Below are 18,843 nucleotides of genomic sequence, written 5' to 3'. Positions count from 1 at the left end.
TAGTTAGATCAAGGTCTTGCCGTGGCGCACGAAGGTCGGTTTGACCACCCGGACCGGGTACCACTTGCCGCGGATTTCCACTTCGGCACGGTCGGCGGTGGCCATCGGCACCCGCGCCAGTGCGATCGATTTACTCAGCGTAGGGGAGAAACTACCACTGGTGATCTCACCTTCGCCAACATCGGCGATGCGAACCACCTGATGCGCGCGCAAAACCCCGCGCTCCTCCAGCACCAGGCCCACCAGTTTCTGCTTCACCCCGGATGCGCGCTCGGCCTCCAGGGCCGTGCGCCCAATGAATTTGCGCGAGGACGGCTCCCAGGCAATGCTCCAGGCCATGTTCGCCGCCAGGGGCGAAACATCCTGGTGAATATCCTGGCCGTAGAGGTTCATGCCGGCTTCCAGGCGCAGGGTGTCCCGGGCGCCCAGGCCGATGGGCGAGATCCCCGCCCCCACCAGATCGTTGAAGAAACCCGGCGCCTGCTCGGCGGGCAGGACGATCTCCAGACCGTCCTCGCCGGTATAGCCGGTACGGGCGATGAACCAGTCGCCGTCGCTGCCGGCTTCGAAGGGTTTGAGCTGCTGGATCAGGGTGCCGCGGGACTGGGTCACCAGTTCGGCGATCTTGTGCCGGGCCTGGGGGCCCTGGATCGCCAGCATGGCCAGCTCCGGTCGCTCGCGCAGTTGCACCTGGTATTCGCCCAGTTGCGCCTGCATCCAGGCCAGGTCCTGGTCCCGGGTGGCGGCGTTGAGCGCGAGGCGATAAGCGTCCTCGAGGCGATAGACGATCATGTCATCGACGATGCCGCCGTGCTCGTTGAGCATGGTGCTGTACAAGGCCTGGCCAGGGTGCTGCAAACGTTCGACATCATTGGCCAGCAAGTGCTGGAGCCAGACCTTGGCCTGGGCGCCGCTGACATCGATCACGGTCATGTGGGATACATCGAACACACCGCAATCACGTCGCACCTGGTGGTGCTCCTCGACCTGCGAACCGTAATGCAAAGGCATATCCCAACCGCCAAAATCGACCATTTTCGCGCCGAGGGCGAGATGCAGGTCATACAGAGGCGTGCGCTGTCCCATGGGTTTCTCCTTCCGGGCGTGGCGAGGGTGCGGACTGGCGCTGCTAGGGTGAAAGCCTTGAAACAGGTGGCTTGCAGCCGATTTCAGCGTCCCGGCCAAACAGCAGGCCGCACCGAATGCCGCGCATTGTAGCTGCAAGGTGCAAGGCTGGCACCTAACCGATTCGCTGGGCCGAGCGACGGATCAGGCCAATCACCGGCAGCAGGCCAACCAGTACCAGGGTCAGCGCCGGCAACGAGGCCCGGGCCCACTCCCCTTCGCTGGTCATCTCGAAGATCCGCACCGCCAGCGTGTCCCAGCCGAACGGGCGCATCAGCAGGGTGGCGGGCATTTCCTTGAGCACGTCGACGAACACCAGCAAGGCCGCGCTCAGGGTCCCGGGCAGCAACAGCGGCAGATACACTTTGAAAAACAGTCGCGGCCCACCCACCCCCAGGCTGCGCGCGGCTTCGGGCAGCGACGGGCGAATCCGTTCCAGGCTGTTCTCCAGCGGCCCGTAGGCCACCGCGATAAAGCGCACCAGATAGGCCAGCAGCAAGGCCGACAGGCTGCCCAGCAACAGCGGCTTGCCAGCCCCGCCCAGCCAGCCGGACAGCGGGATCACCAGCTCGCGATCCAGGTAACTGAAGGCCAGCATGATCGACACCGCCAACACCGAGCCGGGCAAGGCGTAGCCCAGGTTCGCCAGGCTGACCCCGGCGCGGATGCCCCGGGTCGGCGCCTGGCGACGGGCGAAGGCCAGCAGCAGGGCCACGCTGACGGTGATCAGCGCCGCCATGCCCCCCAGGTACAAGGTATGCACGATCAATCCGGCATAGCGCTCGTCCAGATCGAAGCGCCCGCGCTGCCAGAACCACGCCAGCAGTTGCAGCAGCGGAATCACGAAGGCGCAGGCAAACACCAGCAGGCACCAGCCCGTGGCCGCCGCGGCCTTGATCCCCCGCAGGTGATACAGGGCCTTGCCCCTCGGGCGTTCATTGCCGGTACGGCTGGCCCCCCGGGCCCGGCGCTCGCCATACAGCACCAGCATCACCGCCAGCAACAACAGGCTGGCCAACTGCGCAGCGCTGGAAAGGCTGAAGAAGCCGTACCAGGTCTTGTAGATGGCGGTGGTGAAGGTATCGAAGTTGAACACCGACACCGCGCCGAAATCCGCCAGAGTCTCCATCAGCGCCAGGGCCACCCCGGCGCCGATGGCCGGCCGCGCCATGGGCAGCGCCACGCGCCAGAAGGCCTGCCAGGGCGATTGGCCGAGGACCCGTGCGGCTTCCATCAGACCCTTGCCCTGGGCCAGAAAGGCATTGCGCGCCAGCAGGTAGACATAGGGATAGAACACCAGCACCAGGACCAGGATCACCCCGCCGGTGGAGCGCACCCTGGGCAGCCGCAAGCCCGTGCCAAACCACTCCCGCAGCAGGCTTTGCACCGGTCCGGAAAAGTCCAGCAGGCCGACGAAGACGAAAGCCAGCACATAGGCCGGAATGGCGAAGGGCAGCATCAGCGCCCAATCCAGCCAACGCCGTCCGGGGAATTCGCAGAGGCTGGTGAGCCAGGCCAGGCTCACCCCCAGCAGCGTGACGCCAACCCCCACCCCGAGCACCAGGGTCAGGGTGTTGTTCAGCAACCGTGGCATCTGCGTGTCCCACAAGTGGGACCAGATCTGCGCATCGACGGCCTGCCAGGACAGCAGCAGCACACTCAGCGGTAGCAGGACCAGGGCCGCTACGGCAAAGACCAGGGGATACCAGCGACGTTGGGCGGGATGGGCCACAAAGAACTCTCGGGCAGGTGGAACAGACAAAAATACTTGCGCAAAACCCGTGGGGTGAGGGAGCTTGCTCTCGCTGGGCGCCATGGCCGCGCCAACGGCTGCAACCACGTTACGCCAGTTGAATCACGGATTCAGGGCTTGCCACCGCCACGCGGTGGAACGGGAGCAAGCTCGCTCGCCACAAAAGCCCAACGGTTAAACAAAACGCCCCGCAAAAGCGGGGCGCAGTATAACGGCAGGCTCAGTTCCAGCCAGCGCGGTCCATCAAGCGAATGGCTTCGGCCTGGCGCTTGCCGGCGATTTCAACCGGCAGGGTATCGGCCACGAACTTGCCCCAGCTGGCCACTTCTTCCGAAGGCGCCACCGCCGGGTTGGCCGGGAACTCCTGGTTGACGTCGGCGAAGATCTTCTGCGCCTCAGGCGTGGTCATCCACTCCACCAGGGCCTTGGCCGCTTCCGGGTGTGGCGCGTGCTTGGTCAGGCCGATGCCCGACAGGTTGACGTGCACCCCGCGATCGCCCTGGTTCGGCCAGAACAGCTTCACCGCCAGGTTCGGCTTCTGCTTGTGCAGGCGACCGTAGTAGTAGGTGTTGACGATGCCGACGTCGCATTGCCCGGCGTTGATCGCGTCCAGTACCGCGATGTCATCGGAGAACACATCGGTGGACAGGTTGTTGACCCAGCCCTTGACGATCTCTTCGGTCTTCGCCGCGCCGTGGGTTTCGATCAGGGTGGCGGTCAGGGACTGGTTGTAGACCTTCTTCGCGGTGCGCAGGCACAAGCGACCTTCCCACTGCTTGTCGGCCAGGGCTTCGTAGGTGGTCAGCTCGGAAGGTTTGACCCGCTCGGTGGAGTAGGCCAGGGTCCGCGCCCGCAGGCTGAGGCCGGTCCAAGCGTGGTTGGAAGAGCGATATTGCAGAGGAATGTTGCTGTCGATGACCTTGGAAGTGAACGGCTGCAGGATGCCCATCTGCTCGGCCTGCCACAGGTTGCCGGCATCCACGGTGAGCAGCAGGTCGGCGGTGGCGTTTTCGCCTTCGGCCTTGATCCGCTGCATCAGCGGTGCTTCCTTGTCGGTGATGAACTTGATCTTCACCCCGGTCTTCTGGGTGTAGGCATCGAACACCGGCTTGATCAGCTCATCGATACGCGAGGAGTAGACCACGACTTCATCGGCGGCCTGGGCGGCGCTGCCGATGAGGGTGAGGGCCAGGGCAGTCAGTAGACGCTTCGGTGCCAACATGGGAGCAGTCTCTCGATTTCAAAATGAGGCGAAATGATAAGGACTCCCATTTGCCATCTCAACCGAACCCGGCGCCGAGGCGTTACCAGATGTTGCGTAGGACCGCCCTCAAGCACGCGCCACCTACGCGTCGGGTCCTAGGCTCTGGCCAGCTCTGGCAGATCGCCGCTCAGGCCCAGGGCCTGGCGCACGAAGACCGCCTTGGCCTCGGGCATTTGCTCGATCACCTTGAGGCCCGTGTTGCGCAGCCAGCGCAGTGGCAGCGGATCGGCCTGGAACAAGCGTTCGAAGCCCTCCATGGCCGCCATCAGCGCCAGGTTGTGCGGCATGCGCCGGCGCTCGAAACGACTGAGGACCTTGACCTCGGCCAGGCGCTCGCCACGACCGGCCGCTTGCAGCAGCACTTCGGCCAGTACCGCTGCATCGAGAAAGCCCAGGTTGACCCCCTGCCCCGCCAACGGATGGATGGTGTGGGCCGCGTCGCCGATCAGCGCCAGGCCTTCGGCCACATAGCGCTTGGCATGCCGCTGGCGCAGCGGTACGCAGAGCCGCGGGTCGGCGCCGAGCACCTTGCCCAGACGGCCTTCGAAGGCGCGCTCCAGCTCAACGCAGAAGCGCTCGTCGTCCAGGGCCATCAGGCGCTCGGCTTCAGTGGGCGTGGTGGACCAGACAATCGAGCACCAATCCTGCTGCCCATCCCGTACCAGCGGCAGGAAGGCCAGCGGGCCGGTATCGGTGAAGCGCTGCCAGGCGGTCATTTGGTGAGGCTGGCTGCTGCGCACGCTGGTGACAATGGCGTGGTGCAGGTAGTCCCATTCGCGGGTGGCGCAACCGGTCAGGCGGCGCACCGCCGAGTTGGCGCCGTCGGCGGCGATCACCAACGGTGCGCGCAACACCCGGCCATCGGCCAGGGTCAGCAGCCAGTCATCGCCGGAGCGGCGCATCTGCTCCAGGCGGGCATTGGCCAGCAGGCCGATGTCGCATTCGTGCAGACGTTCGAGCAGGGCGTCCTGCACCACCCGGTTCTCGACGATATGCCCGAGCACCTCGGCATGCACGCTGGACGCGGAGAAATGGATCTGCCCGGTGCCGCTGCCATCCCAGACCTGCATGTCGCAGTAGGGGCTGCTGCGACGCCGGACGATGCCGTCCCAGGCGCCAAGGCGTTCGAGGATGCGCTGGCTGGCCGCCGACAAGGCGCTGACCCGGGGCTCGAACGGCGACTCGGCGGCGAAGGGTTTGACACTCAAGGAGCCGCCATCGAGCAGCAGCACTTCCAGGCCGCTGCCCTGCAACGCCAGCGCCAAGGCACTGCCGACCATTCCGGCTCCGACAATCAGCACATCTGCGCGCATTTCCATGCTTTAGGCCTGTCTCGCTTGCGGCTTGCGCCGCACATAAAGGGTTTTATCGACCCGCGCCACCAGGGTGCCGGAGCCGTCATGAATCTCGACCTGCAACTGCGGCAGGTACTTTTCGCCATTGGCGGTCTGCCGGCGCACTTCGTCGAGCAGCGCCTGGTCGATGCTGAACCGGGCAAACACCGGCCCCCTGCCCGGGGCAATGAAATCGATAGCCGCGGCCTTGTCCCAGACGATGTAGTCGCGGCCCAGGTTCTCCATCAGCATCAGCATGAAAAACGGGTCCACCATCGAATACAGGCTGCCGCCGAACTGGGTGCCGACATAGTTGCGGTTGTACCAGCCCAGGCCCATCGAGACCTGGACTTCGCGGAAATCCGCGCTGATCTGGCGAATCCGCACACCGGCCCCCAGATAGGGCGGATACAGGTTCATCACCCAGCGCAGCAAGCGTGCCTTGCCGACGCGTCGGGCCAGCCACTCACGCATCCGGGCGAGTACCCAGGCCCATGGCCTGGCGCGCGAACCAGCGCTTGGCCGGGGGCAGCAGGTCCAGTCCGAGCAGGCCGAGGTTGCGGCCCACCGACAGCAGCGGCAGCTTGCTGCCAAACAGTCGGGTGACCTGATCGGAGAAGCCCACGGTCAGGTTCTGGTCCAGGCGCTGACGCTCGCGATAGGCCTGCAACACGGCAAAATCCCCCGGCAACTGCTCGCTGGCCAGCAAGGCGTCGGCCAGGGCCTGGGCATCACGCAGCGACAGGTTGAAGCCCTGGCCGGCAATCGGATGCAGGCTGTGGGCGGCGTTGCCCAGCACCACCAGATGCGGGCGCACCTGCTCTTCGGCTTCCACCAGGGACAGCGGGTACAGATGCCGCGCCCCCACTTGTTTCAGGGTGCCCAGGCGGTAACCGAACACGCCCTGCAGTTCGCTGAGGAAACTGCGCTCATCCAGTTCGGCCAGACGCTGGGCGTCCATGCCCTGGCGCGTCCAGATCAGCGCGCAGCGGTTGTCCGGCAAGGGCAGCAGCGCCATCGGGCCGTCGTCGGTGAAGCGCTCGAAGGCCATGCCGTTGTGGGCTTCGCTGGGGGTGATGTTGGCGATCAGCGCACTCTGGTTGTAAGGGCGATTCCTGACCCCGATCCCCAGCTGTTCGCGCAGGCCGGAACGACCGCCATCGGCGAGCACCGCCAGGTCGCATTCCAGGGTGGTTTCGTCATTCAGGGTCAGGCGATAGCCGCCTTCCAGAGGCTCCAGGCGGGTGACTTCCGCCGGGCAGCGCCAACTGATCACGTCCTTGTCCAGGCCCTGCCACAGGCATTGGCCGAGCCAGGCGTTTTCCACCACATACCCCAGGGCCGGAACGCCCTCTTCCATGGCCGACAAGCGCGCGGTGGAAAACCGCCCGCGGTCGGACACGTGAATCTGCTTGATCGGCTCGGCGCGCCGGGAAATCGCCTGCCACAGGCCCAGGCGCTGGTAGATCTGCCGGGCACCGAAGGACAGCGCCGAAGAGCGCGCATCGTAGCTGGGCTGGAAGCTGTCGCCGGGGGCGAACGGCTCGATCAGCACGATCTTCCAGCCCCGGGCCTTGGCGCCGGCCTGCAGGGCCAGGGCCAGGCTGGCACCGACCAGGCCGCCACCGATGATGGCCAGATTGACCCGGCTCATGAGGCCTGGACCCGGGCGGCGGCCATCAACGCCTCGATCTCGGCGATGCTTTTCGGTACGCCGCCCGTCAGAATTTCACAGCCCTGCCTGGTCACTACCACGTCGTCCTCGATGCGCACGCCAATGCCGCGCCACTTCTTAGCCACCTGCTGGTTGTCCGGGGAGATATAGATGCCCGGCTCCACGGTCAGCGCCATGCCGACCTCCAACACCCGCCACTCGCCGCCGACCTTGTATTCGCCGACATCGTGTACATCCATGCCCAGCCAGTGTCCGGCGCGGTGCATGTAGAAGGCTTTGTAGGCCTCGCTGGCGATCAGCTCGTCGACGTCGCCTTCCAGCAGGCCCAGTTGCACCAGACCGGCGGTGATGACCCGAACCGTCGCCTCGTGGGCCTGGTTCCAGTGCTTGTTCGGGGCGATTTCGGCAAACGCCGCTTCCTGGGCCGCCAGCACCAGTTCGTAGATCGCCTTCTGCTCGGGCGAGAACTTGCCGTTGACCGGCCAGGTCCGGGTGATATCGCTGGCGTAGCAGTCGATTTCACAACCGGCGTCGATCAGCACCAGATCGCCATCCTTGAGCAGGGCGTCATTCTGTTGGTAGTGCAGGATGCAGCTGTTGCGCCCCGCCGCGACGATGGAACCATAAGCCGGCATCTTCGCCCCGCCCTTGCGGAACTCGTAATCCAGCTCGGCCTCCAGACTGAACTCGTGCAATCCGGGGCGACTGGCCTGCATGGCCCGGATATGGGCCTGGGCGGAAATCCGTGCGGCTTCGCGCATCACCTTCACTTCCGCCGCCGATTTATACAGGCGCATGTCGTGCAGCAGATGATCCAGGGCAACGAATTCGTTCGGCGGCTGGGCGCCAAGGTGCGCTTTAGAGCGGATCACGTTGATCCATTCCATCAGGTGACGATCGAACTCGGGGTTGCTGCCCATGGCCGAATAGACCCGGTCACGACCTTCGATCAGGCCCGGGAGAATGTCGTCGATGTCGGTGATGGGAAACGCATCGTCCGCGCCATAGTCGCGGATCGCGCCTTCCTGGCCTGCCCGCAGGCCGTCCCAGAGCTCGCGCTCGGCATTGCGCTCACGGCAGAACAGCAGGTACTCGCCATGCTCGCGACCGGGCATGAGCACGATCACGGCCTGGGGCTCGGGGAAACCGCTGAGGTACTGGAAATCGCTGTCCTGGCGGTAGACATGCTCCACATCGCGGTTGCGAATGGCCACGGCGGCGGCCGGCAGGATCGCAATGCTGTTGGGCTCCATCTGCGCCATGAGCGCCTTGCGGCGACGGCTGTATTCCGTTTTAGGGATATGAATCATGGGCAGATGCAGTTCCCTGTCGATCAGTGCAGAGAAGGCTTGGCAGCCGGTGCAACGGTCTTGTTGGTTTCGGTGAACAGCAGCAACGGCGCGACCCGCAGGTACTCCATCACTTCCATGTAGTCGCTTTCGCCGTCGTCGGACTCTTCCAGTGCATCCTGGACCTGAGCGATGGCGGCAAGGTCCTGCAACACTTCCGTGGCCTCGGCGCTCAGGGCGCTGCTGTCACGGGAATTGAGGCCGAAACCGGCGAGGAAACCCTGGCACCACTGGCCCAGGGCCGCGGCACGCTCGGTCAGGGGAGCGTCGTCGCTGGGCAGCAGCAGGACCACAGTCATGTCGTCGCTGGTGAGTTCGCCCTTGACCATTTCCTGCAGGCCGATCAAGGCGTTGCGCACGTTGTCTTGCGGCTCGCCTTCGAGCAGCTCGGCGGCGTCCACCAGCCAGCCGTCGACCTCGAACCCGGCGCCGGCGCAGCTGCGACCCAGCAACAGGCCGTGCAATTCGGCAGGAGAAACAGGATGACCACTGCTGCTGAGCAGGGTGGCGAAGGCGTTGTACGGGGAATTCTGAATGGGCATGGGCAGCTAGGCGCCAAGCGGCGCAATGTCTAGAATGAAGGCCTTGTATCGTAGGGCGTGTCATCATTCATTGCCAGCGCCGCGTTGCGCCTCGCGCCCCGTTACAGCGGTCCGCCGGGCCTTGGGCGACGGACAGATTGCCGACCGGACAGCACCGAATGCGCAAGGACCGTTCAGGCCGTCCAGGCGCTGTCCAGCCAGTTGCCACTCATCAGACCAACTTCAGTGGGACACAATGGAAGACACCGACCTGCACGCACTGATGGCCAGACTCGAACTGCTTATTACCCGGGTCGAGCAACTAAAGAGTCAAAACGCACTCTTATTAGCTCAGGAAAAGACCTGGCGCGAGGAACGCGCGCACCTCATTGAAAAAAACGAAATCGCCCGGCGTAAGGTCGAATCGATGATTTCGCGCCTCAAGGCCCTGGAGCAAGACTCATGAGTTCAAGCAATAGCGTTACCGTGCAGATCCTCGACAAAGAATATTCGATCATCTGCCCCCAGGAAGAGCGCAGCAATCTGGTGAGCGCCGCCCGTTACCTGGACGGCAAGATGCGCGAGATCCGCAGCAGCGGCAAAGTCATCGGTGCCGATCGCATCGCGGTCATGGCCGCGCTGAACATCACCCACGATCTGCTGCACCGCCAGGAGCGTCCGGATGTGCAGGCCAGCGCCACCACCCGCGAACAGGTCCGGGATCTGCTGGAACGTGTTGACCTGGTCCTGGCCACCGATTCGGACGCAAGCAAAGCTGATTCCTGACAGCGGTTGCGGTATACTCCCGCCACTCCCTGGGGTGCTTGCCAGTTGGCGATGTCCCTGAGCCGATTCGCACTACCCTGGAAGTTGCACGTTGGGCTGGTGTGCATGTCCGCTAGACGGAAAGCCTTAAAGCCTGCTGCATCTTCCGCCTTGAACTTTCGGGTTCAAGGGCTAAGTCGACAGCGGTTCGCCTGGGGAGCCTGAATTGTCAGCCAATGCCAGTTATCCATGCTGGCATTGGTTTTTCCGGGTAGGCTGTTCTGCCATGTCCGACTCTCCATAGCCTCCTCCATGACCGAACCTGCGCCGCTTTCCCGCCCGCAACTTCGACGCATGCTGCGTAAAGCCCGTCGTGCCCTGACACCAGCCCAGCAACGCCAGGCCGCCGGTGGCCTGTACCGCCAACTGGCGCAGAACCCGGTGTTTCGTCGAGCCCGACACCTGTCCCTGTATTTGCCCACCGATGGCGAAATCGACCCGCGCCTGCTGCTGCGTGCCGCCCAACGCCGGGGCAAGGCCACCTACTTGCCTGTGCTCAGTGCCTGGCCACGAACCAAGATGGTATTCCAGCGCATCCGGCCCGGAGAAAAACTGCGCCCCAACCGCTTTCGCATCCTCGAGCCGCGGACCAACGCCGCACGGCAACGCAAGGTCTGGGCACTGGATCTGGTGCTCCTGCCCCTAGTGGGATTCGATGAAGAGGGGGGACGCCTGGGAATGGGCGGCGGCTTCTACGACCGCAGTCTGGCTTACCTGGCGCGGCGCCAGAACTGGCGCAAGCCAAAGCTGCTGGGCCTGGCCCATGAATGCCAGAAGGTCGCGAGACTGGATCAGGCCAGCTGGGATGTGCCGCTACAAGGCACGGTGACGGATCAGGGATGGTACTGCGCCCGATAGGCGCTGCCTTCTCTCAGCGACGCCAGGGCAGGTTCAGCGCTTGAAGGGTTGCGGCTGTTGGGCGATCTCGATCGGAGCATCGGTCTTGTTGGCCCACAAGCTTTGCGCATAACCGGTGGTTACAACGCCCAAACCGAACAAAATAACCAAAATCCATAGTAAATCCGGTTGGCGTTTCATCGATTGCCCCCCCTCGGGCAAGTCACACACGATGACAGCAACGGTTTCCATAACAGGCCGTGCAGCAGCGTCAAGCTTAAAATCCCGGCATTTTGCGATAACGTGAACCGACACGCAAACGCTGGCGTCAACCGACCGTCGGTTTGTCATAAAATCCTCCGGCAACCTGCCCAATCACCCTTTGGAGGGTAAGAAACATGGCCTATTGGCTGATGAAATCCGAGCCGGACGAACTCTCGATCCTCGGCCTGCAGCAGCTTGGCCAAGCCCGTTGGGATGGAGTACGCAACTACCAGGCGCGCAATTTTCTGCGCAGCATGGCCGTCGGTGATGAGTTCTTCTTCTATCACTCCAGCTGCCCGGAGCCTGGCATCGCCGGTATCGGCCGGATCATCAAGGCGGCCTACCCGGACCCGACGGCCCTGGAACCGGACAGCCACTACTTCGACCCCAAGGCCAGCGCCGAAAAGAATGCCTGGAGCGCCATCGACGTGGCCCACGTGCAAACCTTCGACAAGGTCCTGCGCCTGGACTACCTCAAGCAGCAGAGCGCCCTCGCCGAAATGCCCCTGGTGCAGAAGGGCAGCCGCCTGTCGGTGATGCCGGTCACCGCCGAGCAATGGGCTGCCGTCCTCGCCCTGCTCTGAGCATCCCCAAAGTCGCCGGGGCCTGATCCGGGCTGCGGCGGCAGTGGCGGTTTTTTGCCCCGATCGCCATGCAGCCTGTGGACAATAGGTTTAGTCTTGCCCCTTTCATTTGACGAGCATCAAGCGGGCAAAAGCCTGGCTCTGTCAGACTTGGACGCTATAGCCGCAGGACGCAGAACACATGTCGACGAACCACCGTTCCTCCCGCATTTTCGCTGTTTCCCTCTTGATTCTGTTGCTCGCCGCTGGTGGCTTCGGCTACTGGAAATCCCTCCAGGATCGCCTGCCGGAAGGCCTGAGCATGGGCAATGGCCGTCTTGAGGCCACCGAGGTGCAGATCGCCAGCAAGATCCCCGGGCGCCTGGCGGAAGTACGGGTCAACGAAGGCGACAAAGTGCTCCAGGGCCAACTGCTGGCCCGCATGGATACCCGCACCCTGGAAGCCCAGCGCAACCAGGCCGAGGCCGAGGTGCTGCGGGCACGGGAAAACCTGTCGGCCGCCGAAGCCAACGTCCAGCTGCGCCAGAGCGAGCAACTGCTGGCCAACCAGGAGCTCAAGCGCTCCCAGGAACTGTTCCGCCGCGGCTTCGCCAGCCAGCAACTCATCGACCAGCAGCAAGCCCGCCTGACCACCGGCAACGCTGCGGTCCTGGCGGCCCAGGCCCAGGTCGCGGCGGTCAAGGCCGCCATTGGCGCCGCCCAGGCCCAGGTGGCCCAGCTCACCAGCGAGATTGACGACAGCAGCCTGCGGGCGCCCATCGACGGCATCATTCAGTTGCGCCTGGCCGAGCCCGGCGAAGTCCTGGGTGCCGGCGGCCGGGTGCTGCTGCTGATCGACCCCAACGATCAATACATGAACCTCTACCTGCCGGCCTCGGTGACCGGTCGCCTGACCGTTGGCGATGAGTCGCGAATCCTGCTCGACGCCCTGCCCAACCAGCCACTGCCGGCGAAGATCAGCTTCGTCGCCGCCAAGTCCCAGTTCACCCCCAAAGAAGTGGAAACCCGGGACGAGCGCCAGAAGCTGGTGTTTCGGGTCAAGGTGCGCCTGACTCAACCTGCCGCCGTGCCTCAGGCCAAGCCGGGAATGCCCGGTGCCGGCTATGTGCGCACGGCTCCCGTGGACTGGCCGGCTAACTTGAAATGAGCGGCCTGGCGCTGCAAGCCAGCGGCATCAGTCATCGCTACAGCTCCCAGCAAGCGCTGGTCGATATCAGCTTCAACCTGCCGGCGGGCACCCGCTGCGGCTTGATCGGGCCGGACGGCGCCGGCAAGTCGAGCCTTCTGGGCTTGATCGCCGGGGTCAAGAAGCTGCAGCAGGGCGAGCTTGAGGTGCTTGGCGGGGCGATTTCCCAGCGCCGCCACCGCCGCAGCCTGTATCCGCGTATCGCCTTCATGCCCCAGGGCCTGGGCGGCAACCTGTATCCGGATCTGTCCATCAGCGAGAACATCCGCTTCTTCGCCACCCTGTTCGGCCTGCCCCGCGACGAATGCGAGCAACGCATGCACAGCCTGCTGCTGGCCACCGACCTGCTGCGCTTTGCCGAGCGCCCGGCGGGCAAGCTGTCCGGCGGGATGAAACAGAAACTCGGCCTGTGCTGCGCGTTGATCCACGAGCCGGACCTGCTGATTCTCGACGAACCCACCACCGGGGTTGACCCCTTGTCCCGGCGGCGCTTCTGGGAGCTGGTGGAAGACGTGCGCCAGCAGCGTCCGCAACTGACCCTGCTGGTGGCCACCGCCTACATGGAAGAAGCCGAGCAGTTCGAACACTGCCTGATGCTCGACAAAGGCCGGATGATTGCCCAGGGCCTGAGCCAGGAGCTGGCGAAAGTGACCGCCAGCGGCAAGCTGGACGATGCCTTCACCCACTTCCAGGGCGACACGGGCCACGACAATCAGCCACTGGTGATTCCGCCCCGCTCTGGCGACAACCACGACATCGCCATCGAAGCCCACGAGCTGACCCTGCGCTTTGGCGACTTCACCGCGGTCAACCAGGTCAGCTTCGCCATCGGTCGCGGGGAGATCTTCGGCTTCCTCGGTTCCAACGGCTGCGGCAAGACCACCACCATGAAGGTCCTCACCGGACTGATGCCCGCCACCGAAGGCAGCGCCAAGCTGCTGGGCAACCCGGTGGACGCCAAGGACCTGGCCACCCGTAAGCGGGTCGGCTTCATGTCCCAGAGTTTTTCCCTGTACGGCGAGCTCAGCGTGCGCCAGAACCTGGAGCTGCACGCCCGCCTGTTCGACCTGCCGAAAGCCGAAAGCGGCCCGCGCATCGAGGAACTGATCCAGCGCTTCGATCTCGGGGCGATTGCCGAGCAGCAATCCGGCGCCCTGCCCCTGGGCCTGCGCCAACGCCTGTCCCTGGCGGTGGCGGTGCTGCACCGTCCGGAAGTGCTGATCCTCGACGAACCCACTTCCGGGGTCGACCCGGCCGCCCGTGACGACTTCTGGCGGCTGTTGATCGAGCTGTCCCGGGAACAGGGCGTGACCATCTTCCTGTCCACTCACTTCATGAACGAAGCCCAGCGCTGCGATCGCATTTCGTTGATGCACGCCGGCAAGGTACTGGCCTGCGACACACCCGCGGCGCTGCAACAGCAGTTTGCCGGCGACACCCTGGAAGCCGCCTTTGTCCGCTGCCTGGAAGAGGCCCAAGGAACCGCGGACGCCGCGCCAGCGCCTGCTCCGGCGGCGGCCGCCGGGCATGCCATCGCCGCTCCACGCTCGGGCCTGAGCCTGGCCCGGCTGCTGGCGGTGGCCACCCGCGAAGGCAAGGAACTGCTGCGGGACAAGGTACGCCTGGGCTTCGCCCTGCTGGGGGCGATCTTCATGATGGTGATCTTTGGCTACGGCATTTCCCTGGATGTGGAAAAGCTCGCCTTCGCCGTCTACGACCAGGACCAGACGCCGCAAAGCCGGGCCTATCTGGAGGCTTTTCGCAGCTCGCGCTACTTCGAGGAAAAACCCAGCATCCGCAGCGCCCCTGAACTGCACCGGCGCCTGCAGCGTTCGGAGATCAAGCTGGCCCTGGAAATCCCGCCCGGCTTCGGCCGCGACCTGTATGCCGGGCGCCAGCCGACAGTCGCCGCCTGGCTGGACGGCGGCATGCCGTTTCGCGCGGAAACCAGCCGCAACTACGTCGAGGCGGTACACCAGGCCAACCTCGAACTCCTGGCCGAACACAGCAGCCCGGCACTGAACGCAAGACCCGCCGCCAAGCTGGAAACGCGCTTTCGCTACAACCAGGACGTGGTCAGCGTCAACGCCATCGGGCCCGGGGTCATGGCGCTGATCCTGGCGTTCATTCCGGCCATGCTCACCGCCCTGGGCATCGTTCGCGAAAAGGAACTGGGCTCGATCACCAACTTCTATGCCACGCCCCTGACCCGCCTGGAGTTCCTCCTGGGCAAGCAGGCGCCCTACCTGGTGGTGAGCCTGATCAACCTGGGCTTGCTGGTGGCCATGAACCGCTGGCTGTTCGGCGTGCCCTTCAAGGGCAGCGGCCTGACCCTGGCCCTGGGCGGGGTGCTCTACGTGCTGGCCACCACCAGCATGGGCCTGCTGATCTCGGCCTTCACCCGCACCCAGATCGCCGCGATCCTCGGCACCATGATCATCACCAGCCTGCCGACCATCCAGTTCTCCGGCTTGATCGTGCCGCGCTCGTCGCTGGAGGGATCGGCGGCGATCATGGGACAGCTGTTCCCCGCCGGGCACTTCCTCGACATCGCCGTCGGCACCTTCACCAAGGCCCTGGACCTGCGTGAGCTCTGGCCCCAGTGCCTGGCCCTGATCGGGTTCTTCCTTGGCTTCACCGGGCTCAGCCTGGTCATGTTGAAAAAGCAGGAGGTCTGATGAACCGGCTCGCCCATATCCTGCGCCTGGGCCTCAAGGAGCTCACCAGCCTGCGCCACGACAGCGTCCTGCTGTTGTTCCTGTTCTACGCCTTCACCGTGGCCATCTACCTGCCGGCGGCCGGCTCGGTCATCGGCGTGCACAACGCCAGCGTGGCCCTGGTGGATGAGGACCACAGCGCGCTGTCGCGACAGCTGGCCGAAGCCCTGCAACCCCCCGAATTCCAGGCCCCGGTATCGCTGCCCTACAACCGACTGGACGAAGTGATGGACAGCGGCCAGTACACCTTCGTGATCAACATCCCCGCCAACTTCCAGAGTGATCTGCTGGCCGGCCGCCAGCCGGCGGTGCAGGTCAACGTCGATGCCACCGCCATGAGCCAGGCGTTCATGGGCGCCGGCTACATCGGTCGGATCTTCCAGCGCGAGCTGCTCAGCTATGCCAATCAGGCGGATGCCGCGAGCAAGGCCCCGGCCCTGCTGACCACCCGCGCCTTGTTCAACACCAATCTGCAAGGCGGCTGGTTCCTGGCGGTGATCCAGATCGTCAACAACATCACCATCCTGGCCATCATCCTCACCGGCACCGCGCTGCTGCGCGAACGCGAGCACGGCACCCTCGATCACCTGCTGGTGCTGCCGCTGACGGCGCTGGAGATCATGCTGGCGAAGGTCTGGAGCAACATGCTGGTGGTGGTGCTGTGCACCTGGATATCGCTGGAGGTGATAGTCAAGGGCGTGCTGGGGGTGCCGCTGGCCGGCTCCATGGGGCTGTTCCTGATGGTCACGGCGCTGTATCTGTTCGCCAGCACCGCCCTGGGAATCTTCCTCGCCACCCTGGCCCGTTCGACCCCGCAATTCGGCCTGCTGGCGATCCCGGTGATCATTCCGATGCTGCTGCTGTCCGGCGGCAGCACACCGCTGGACAGCATGCCGCAATGGTTGCAATGGGTGATGCAGGGCTCGCCATCCACGCACTTCGTCAGCCTCAGCGCGGCGATCCTGTTTCGTGATGCGGGCGTCAGTGTGGTCTGGCCCGACCTGCTGGCCCTGGCGACGATCGGGCTGGTGTTCTTCACCATCGCCCTGGCGCGCTTTCGCAAAAGCCTGGCCTCGTGACCCGCACCTTGTAGGAGCCGGCTGGCCGGCGAAGGGGCCTCAGCCCTGCGTCGCCCTCTCGGGCGTCTTCGCTGGCAAGCCAGCTCCTACAGCGGACAGGCCTATTGGATGATCAGGTTGTTGAACAACAGGTCTTCCACCACCGGTTTGCCGGTTTCGTCGTTCATCACTTGCTGCACCTGCTTGAGGGCTTCCTGGCGCAGCTTCTCCTTGGCCTCGACGTTGTTCATGGTCTCAGTGGTCTGCTGGGCAAACAGCGCCACCAGTTGGTTACGGATCAGCGGCTCGTTGGCCTTGACCGCCTGGGCCGAAGCGTCGCCGGTCACTCGCAGGGCCACGTCGGCCTTGTAGACCTTGAGCTTGGGGCCGCCATCCAGGCCGTAGTTGCCGACAAAGGGCGGGCTCAGGCTGATGTAGCTGACTTTCGGTGCTTCGCCTTCTTTGGCCTCTTCAGCCCCGGCTGCCATGGGCAGGGAGAGGGCCAGCAGCAACATGATCCACGCTTTCACAATTCGCTCCTTAATCCGGTTTGCGGCCTAGCATAAAGGCCCGCCCGCCTGAGCCCAAGCACAAGCTTATGGCTGCCCATCAGGGCCGGGCATGCTCGTTGACCGCCTGATTCACACTCCTACACTTATCGGCCACCAACCCCAAAGGAATAGCCCTGATGAAAGCCGTGCTGTGCAAAGCCTTCGGCCCCGCCGAAACGCTGGTGCTGGAAGAGGTCGCAAGTCCCGTGCCGAAGAAGAACGAGATCCTCCTGGACGTGCATGCCGCTGGGGTGAATTTTCCGGACACCCTGATCATCGAGGGCAAATACCAGTTCAAGCCGCCCTTTCCCTTTTCCCCGGGTGGCGAAGCGGCCGGCGTGGTCAGCGCAGTGGGCGAGAAAGTCAGCCATCTCAAGGTCGGCGACCGGGTCATGGCCCTGACCGGGTGGGGCAGCTTTGCCGAACAGGTGGCGGTGCCGGGCTACAACGTGCTGCCGATTCCCGCCGCCATGGACTTCAACACCGCCGCCGCGTTCAGCATGACCTACGGCACCTCGATGCACGCCCTCAAGCAGCGCGGCCACCTGCAACCGGGCGAAACCCTGCTGGTGCTCGGTGCCTCGGGCGGGGTCGGGCTGGCGGCGGTGGAAATCGGCAAGGCCATGGGCGCCCGGGTGATCGCCGCCGCCAGCAGCGCGGAAAAGCTCGCCGTGGCCAAGGCCGCCGGTGCCGATGAGCTGATCAACTACAGCGAAAGCAACCTGAAGGACGAGGTCAAGCGCCTGACCGACGGCAACGGCGCCGACGTGATCTACGACCCGGTGGGCGGTGACCTGTTCGATCAGGCGGTGCGCTCCATCGCCTGGAACGGCCGCTTGCTGGTGGTGGGCTTTGCCAGCGGACGCATTCCCGAATTGCCGGTGAACCTGGCGCTGCTCAAGGGCGCGGCGGTGGTGGGGGTGTTCTGGGGTTCCTTCGCTCAGCGCCAGCCTCAGGACAACGCGGCGAATTTCCAGCAGCTGTTCGACTGGTTCGCCGCGGGCAAGCTCAAGCCGCTGGTGTCCCAGGTCTATCCCCTGACGGCAGCCGCCCGGGCCATCGATGATCTGGGCCAGCGCAAGGCGGTGGGCAAGGTGGTGGTGCAGGTCCGCTGAGGGCGGCTGCCATCAATGGGCCGCAACGCCCTTGCAGCGCTTGAGCCGCGCCTCCAGATTGCGATCCGGCATGGCGTGGTTGCGCAGGGCCTGAACGGTCTGTTCAACGTAATCGCGGGTGGTGCCATAACGCCCGCAGGCACTCTCGAACACCTGGCTCAGCACATGATCCGGCAGATTGCCGGCATAGCTGGGCAGGTGCCGCTCCAGCACGAATCCCAGGGCCTGGACCTGGCTGCCGTCCTCAAGACGGCAGTTGAGCCAGTGCGGACGGTACGAGGGATAAGGCATTTCACGCTGCCACAGGGCGTACAGCGAAGCATCCAGATGCTCTTCCGGCAGCCGGTAGGCAAAGCCGCTGCAGGAGCCGCCGCGATCCAGGCCGAACACCAGGCCCGGCATCTCCGGCGTGCCGCGATGCTCGTGGGACCACAAATACAGACCGCGATGATAACCATGTACCCGGCCGCGCATGCGCTCGACCGCCGAACACTCCGGGCGCCAGATCAATGAGCCATAGGCGAACAGCCAGACCGGCCCACCCTTGTGCCGGGCCATGGTGGATTGCATGGAGCTGCGAAGTTGTTCGTGGGTCAGCTGCGGCCCCAGATCGAGCCGCGGAGGGTAAGCCAGATTCAGATAACTGGATTCAAGGGCTGTCATGGCGAATAGCGTTCTGCTCCCC

Annotated in this window: 19 protein-coding genes and 1 other RNA gene; 9 read left to right on the top strand and 11 right to left on the bottom strand. The window is 64.6% G+C overall.

Annotated features, from left to right (window positions below; genetic code table 11):
• Positions 1-3: 3 nt before the first annotated feature.
• The 8 genes from gcvT to GWQ44_RS07090 form a co-directional block, all read right to left on the bottom strand.
• Positions 4-1,086: a glycine cleavage system aminomethyltransferase GcvT gene (gcvT, locus tag GWQ44_RS07125; protein WP_275926946.1), complete on the bottom strand. Its 1,083-nt coding sequence runs from the start codon at positions 1,084-1,086 to the stop codon at positions 4-6.
• A gap of 154 nt (positions 1,087-1,240) precedes the next feature.
• A complete protein-coding gene (locus GWQ44_RS07120) occupies positions 1,241-2,857 on the bottom strand; it encodes an iron ABC transporter permease (RefSeq protein ID WP_179599165.1) in 1,617 nt (538 codons plus the stop codon).
• A 241-nt stretch (positions 2,858-3,098) separates the two neighbouring features.
• Positions 3,099-4,100, bottom strand: a complete 1,002-nt coding sequence (locus GWQ44_RS07115; RefSeq protein ID WP_016962908.1) for an extracellular solute-binding protein — start codon at positions 4,098-4,100, stop codon at positions 3,099-3,101.
• A 137-nt stretch (positions 4,101-4,237) separates the two neighbouring features.
• Positions 4,238-5,455 (bottom strand): 2-octaprenyl-3-methyl-6-methoxy-1,4-benzoquinol hydroxylase, encoded by a 1,218-nt coding sequence (locus tag GWQ44_RS07110; protein WP_016962907.1) that lies wholly within the window; start codon positions 5,453-5,455, stop codon positions 4,238-4,240.
• 9 nt (positions 5,456-5,464) lie between these two features.
• Complete coding sequence (locus GWQ44_RS07105; protein ID WP_103740749.1) at positions 5,465-5,950, bottom strand: DUF4442 domain-containing protein; 486 nt, start codon at positions 5,948-5,950, stop codon at positions 5,465-5,467.
• Entirely contained in the window at positions 5,943-7,130 is a 1,188-nt protein-coding gene (gene ubiH / locus GWQ44_RS07100; protein WP_047306565.1) for a 2-octaprenyl-6-methoxyphenyl hydroxylase, read from the bottom strand. Before ubiH ends, GWQ44_RS07105 begins: the two co-directional genes overlap by 8 nt.
• A complete protein-coding gene (gene pepP, locus GWQ44_RS07095) occupies positions 7,127-8,461 on the bottom strand; it encodes a Xaa-Pro aminopeptidase (protein WP_275926945.1) in 1,335 nt (444 codons plus the stop codon). Before pepP ends, ubiH begins: the two co-directional genes overlap by 4 nt.
• Before the next feature lie 23 nt (positions 8,462-8,484).
• Positions 8,485-9,042 carry a YecA family protein gene (locus tag GWQ44_RS07090; protein ID WP_016962903.1) on the bottom strand — a complete coding sequence of 186 codons (558 nt, stop codon included), beginning with the start codon at positions 9,040-9,042 and terminating at the stop codon, positions 8,485-8,487.
• A gap of 235 nt (positions 9,043-9,277) precedes the next feature.
• Between GWQ44_RS07090 and GWQ44_RS07085 the strand changes: the two genes are divergently transcribed.
• The 4 genes from GWQ44_RS07085 to GWQ44_RS07070 all read left to right on the top strand — a co-directional run bounded on the left by GWQ44_RS07085 (position 9,278) and on the right by GWQ44_RS07070 (position 10,704).
• Entirely contained in the window at positions 9,278-9,487 is a 210-nt protein-coding gene (locus GWQ44_RS07085) for a TIGR02449 family protein (RefSeq protein ID WP_011064144.1), read from the top strand.
• Positions 9,484-9,807, top strand: a complete 324-nt coding sequence (locus GWQ44_RS07080) for a cell division protein ZapA (RefSeq protein WP_016962902.1) — start codon at positions 9,484-9,486, stop codon at positions 9,805-9,807. Before GWQ44_RS07085 ends, GWQ44_RS07080 begins: the two co-directional genes overlap by 4 nt.
• 23 nt (positions 9,808-9,830) lie before the next feature.
• Positions 9,831-10,009: non-coding RNA, 6S RNA (gene ssrS, locus GWQ44_RS07075), on the top strand.
• An 89-nt stretch (positions 10,010-10,098) separates the two neighbouring features.
• Positions 10,099-10,704, top strand: coding sequence for a 5-formyltetrahydrofolate cyclo-ligase (locus GWQ44_RS07070; RefSeq protein ID WP_047306568.1), 606 nt, complete (start codon positions 10,099-10,101; stop codon positions 10,702-10,704).
• A gap of 33 nt (positions 10,705-10,737) precedes the next feature.
• On the opposite strand, the gene GWQ44_RS07065 is transcribed toward GWQ44_RS07070, so the two are convergent.
• Positions 10,738-10,884, bottom strand: a complete 147-nt coding sequence (locus tag GWQ44_RS07065) for a hypothetical protein (RefSeq protein ID WP_085984450.1) — start codon at positions 10,882-10,884, stop codon at positions 10,738-10,740.
• A gap of 197 nt (positions 10,885-11,081) precedes the next feature.
• Between GWQ44_RS07065 and GWQ44_RS07060 the strand changes: the two genes are divergently transcribed.
• The 4 genes from GWQ44_RS07060 to GWQ44_RS07045 all read left to right on the top strand — a co-directional run bounded on the left by GWQ44_RS07060 (position 11,082) and on the right by GWQ44_RS07045 (position 16,513).
• Positions 11,082-11,531 carry an EVE domain-containing protein gene (locus GWQ44_RS07060; RefSeq protein ID WP_103740747.1) on the top strand — a complete coding sequence of 150 codons (450 nt, stop codon included), beginning with the start codon at positions 11,082-11,084 and terminating at the stop codon, positions 11,529-11,531.
• Positions 11,532-11,712: 181 nt separating this feature from the next.
• The gene (locus GWQ44_RS07055; protein ID WP_060841643.1) at positions 11,713-12,678 is read left to right on the top strand and encodes an HlyD family efflux transporter periplasmic adaptor subunit; all 966 of its coding nucleotides are present in this window, start codon (positions 11,713-11,715) and stop codon (positions 12,676-12,678) included.
• Complete coding sequence (gene rbbA, locus GWQ44_RS07050; RefSeq protein WP_275926944.1) at positions 12,675-15,395, top strand: ribosome-associated ATPase/putative transporter RbbA; 2,721 nt, start codon at positions 12,675-12,677, stop codon at positions 15,393-15,395. Before GWQ44_RS07055 ends, rbbA begins: the two co-directional genes overlap by 4 nt.
• Positions 15,395-16,513, top strand: coding sequence for an ABC transporter permease (locus GWQ44_RS07045; protein WP_199010730.1), 1,119 nt, complete (start codon positions 15,395-15,397; stop codon positions 16,511-16,513). The genes rbbA and GWQ44_RS07045 overlap by 1 nt, the downstream gene beginning before the upstream one ends.
• Positions 16,514-16,614: 101 nt before the next feature.
• On the opposite strand, the gene GWQ44_RS07040 is transcribed toward GWQ44_RS07045, so the two are convergent.
• The gene (locus GWQ44_RS07040) at positions 16,615-17,022 is read right to left on the bottom strand and encodes a flagellar basal body-associated protein FliL (protein WP_016967181.1); all 408 of its coding nucleotides are present in this window, start codon (positions 17,020-17,022) and stop codon (positions 16,615-16,617) included.
• A gap of 158 nt (positions 17,023-17,180) precedes the next feature.
• Between GWQ44_RS07040 and GWQ44_RS07035 the strand changes: the two genes are divergently transcribed.
• Entirely contained in the window at positions 17,181-18,158 is a 978-nt protein-coding gene (locus tag GWQ44_RS07035) for an NADPH:quinone oxidoreductase family protein (RefSeq protein WP_275926943.1), read from the top strand.
• Between the two features lie 12 nt (positions 18,159-18,170).
• Here the strand turns inward: GWQ44_RS07035 and GWQ44_RS07030 are convergent, their stop codons facing one another.
• Entirely contained in the window at positions 18,171-18,821 is a 651-nt protein-coding gene (locus GWQ44_RS07030; protein ID WP_016967179.1) for a gamma-glutamylcyclotransferase, read from the bottom strand.
• Between the last annotated feature and the right edge of the window lie 22 nt (positions 18,822-18,843).

This window comes from Pseudomonas sp. 3MA1 (assembly GCF_029237275.1).
GTDB classification, from domain to species: Bacteria; Pseudomonadota; Gammaproteobacteria; order Pseudomonadales; family Pseudomonadaceae; genus Aquipseudomonas; species Aquipseudomonas fluorescens_AP.
The sequence above is the reverse complement of the archived record's forward strand: the minus strand, read 5'-3'. Positions and strand labels throughout refer to the sequence as shown.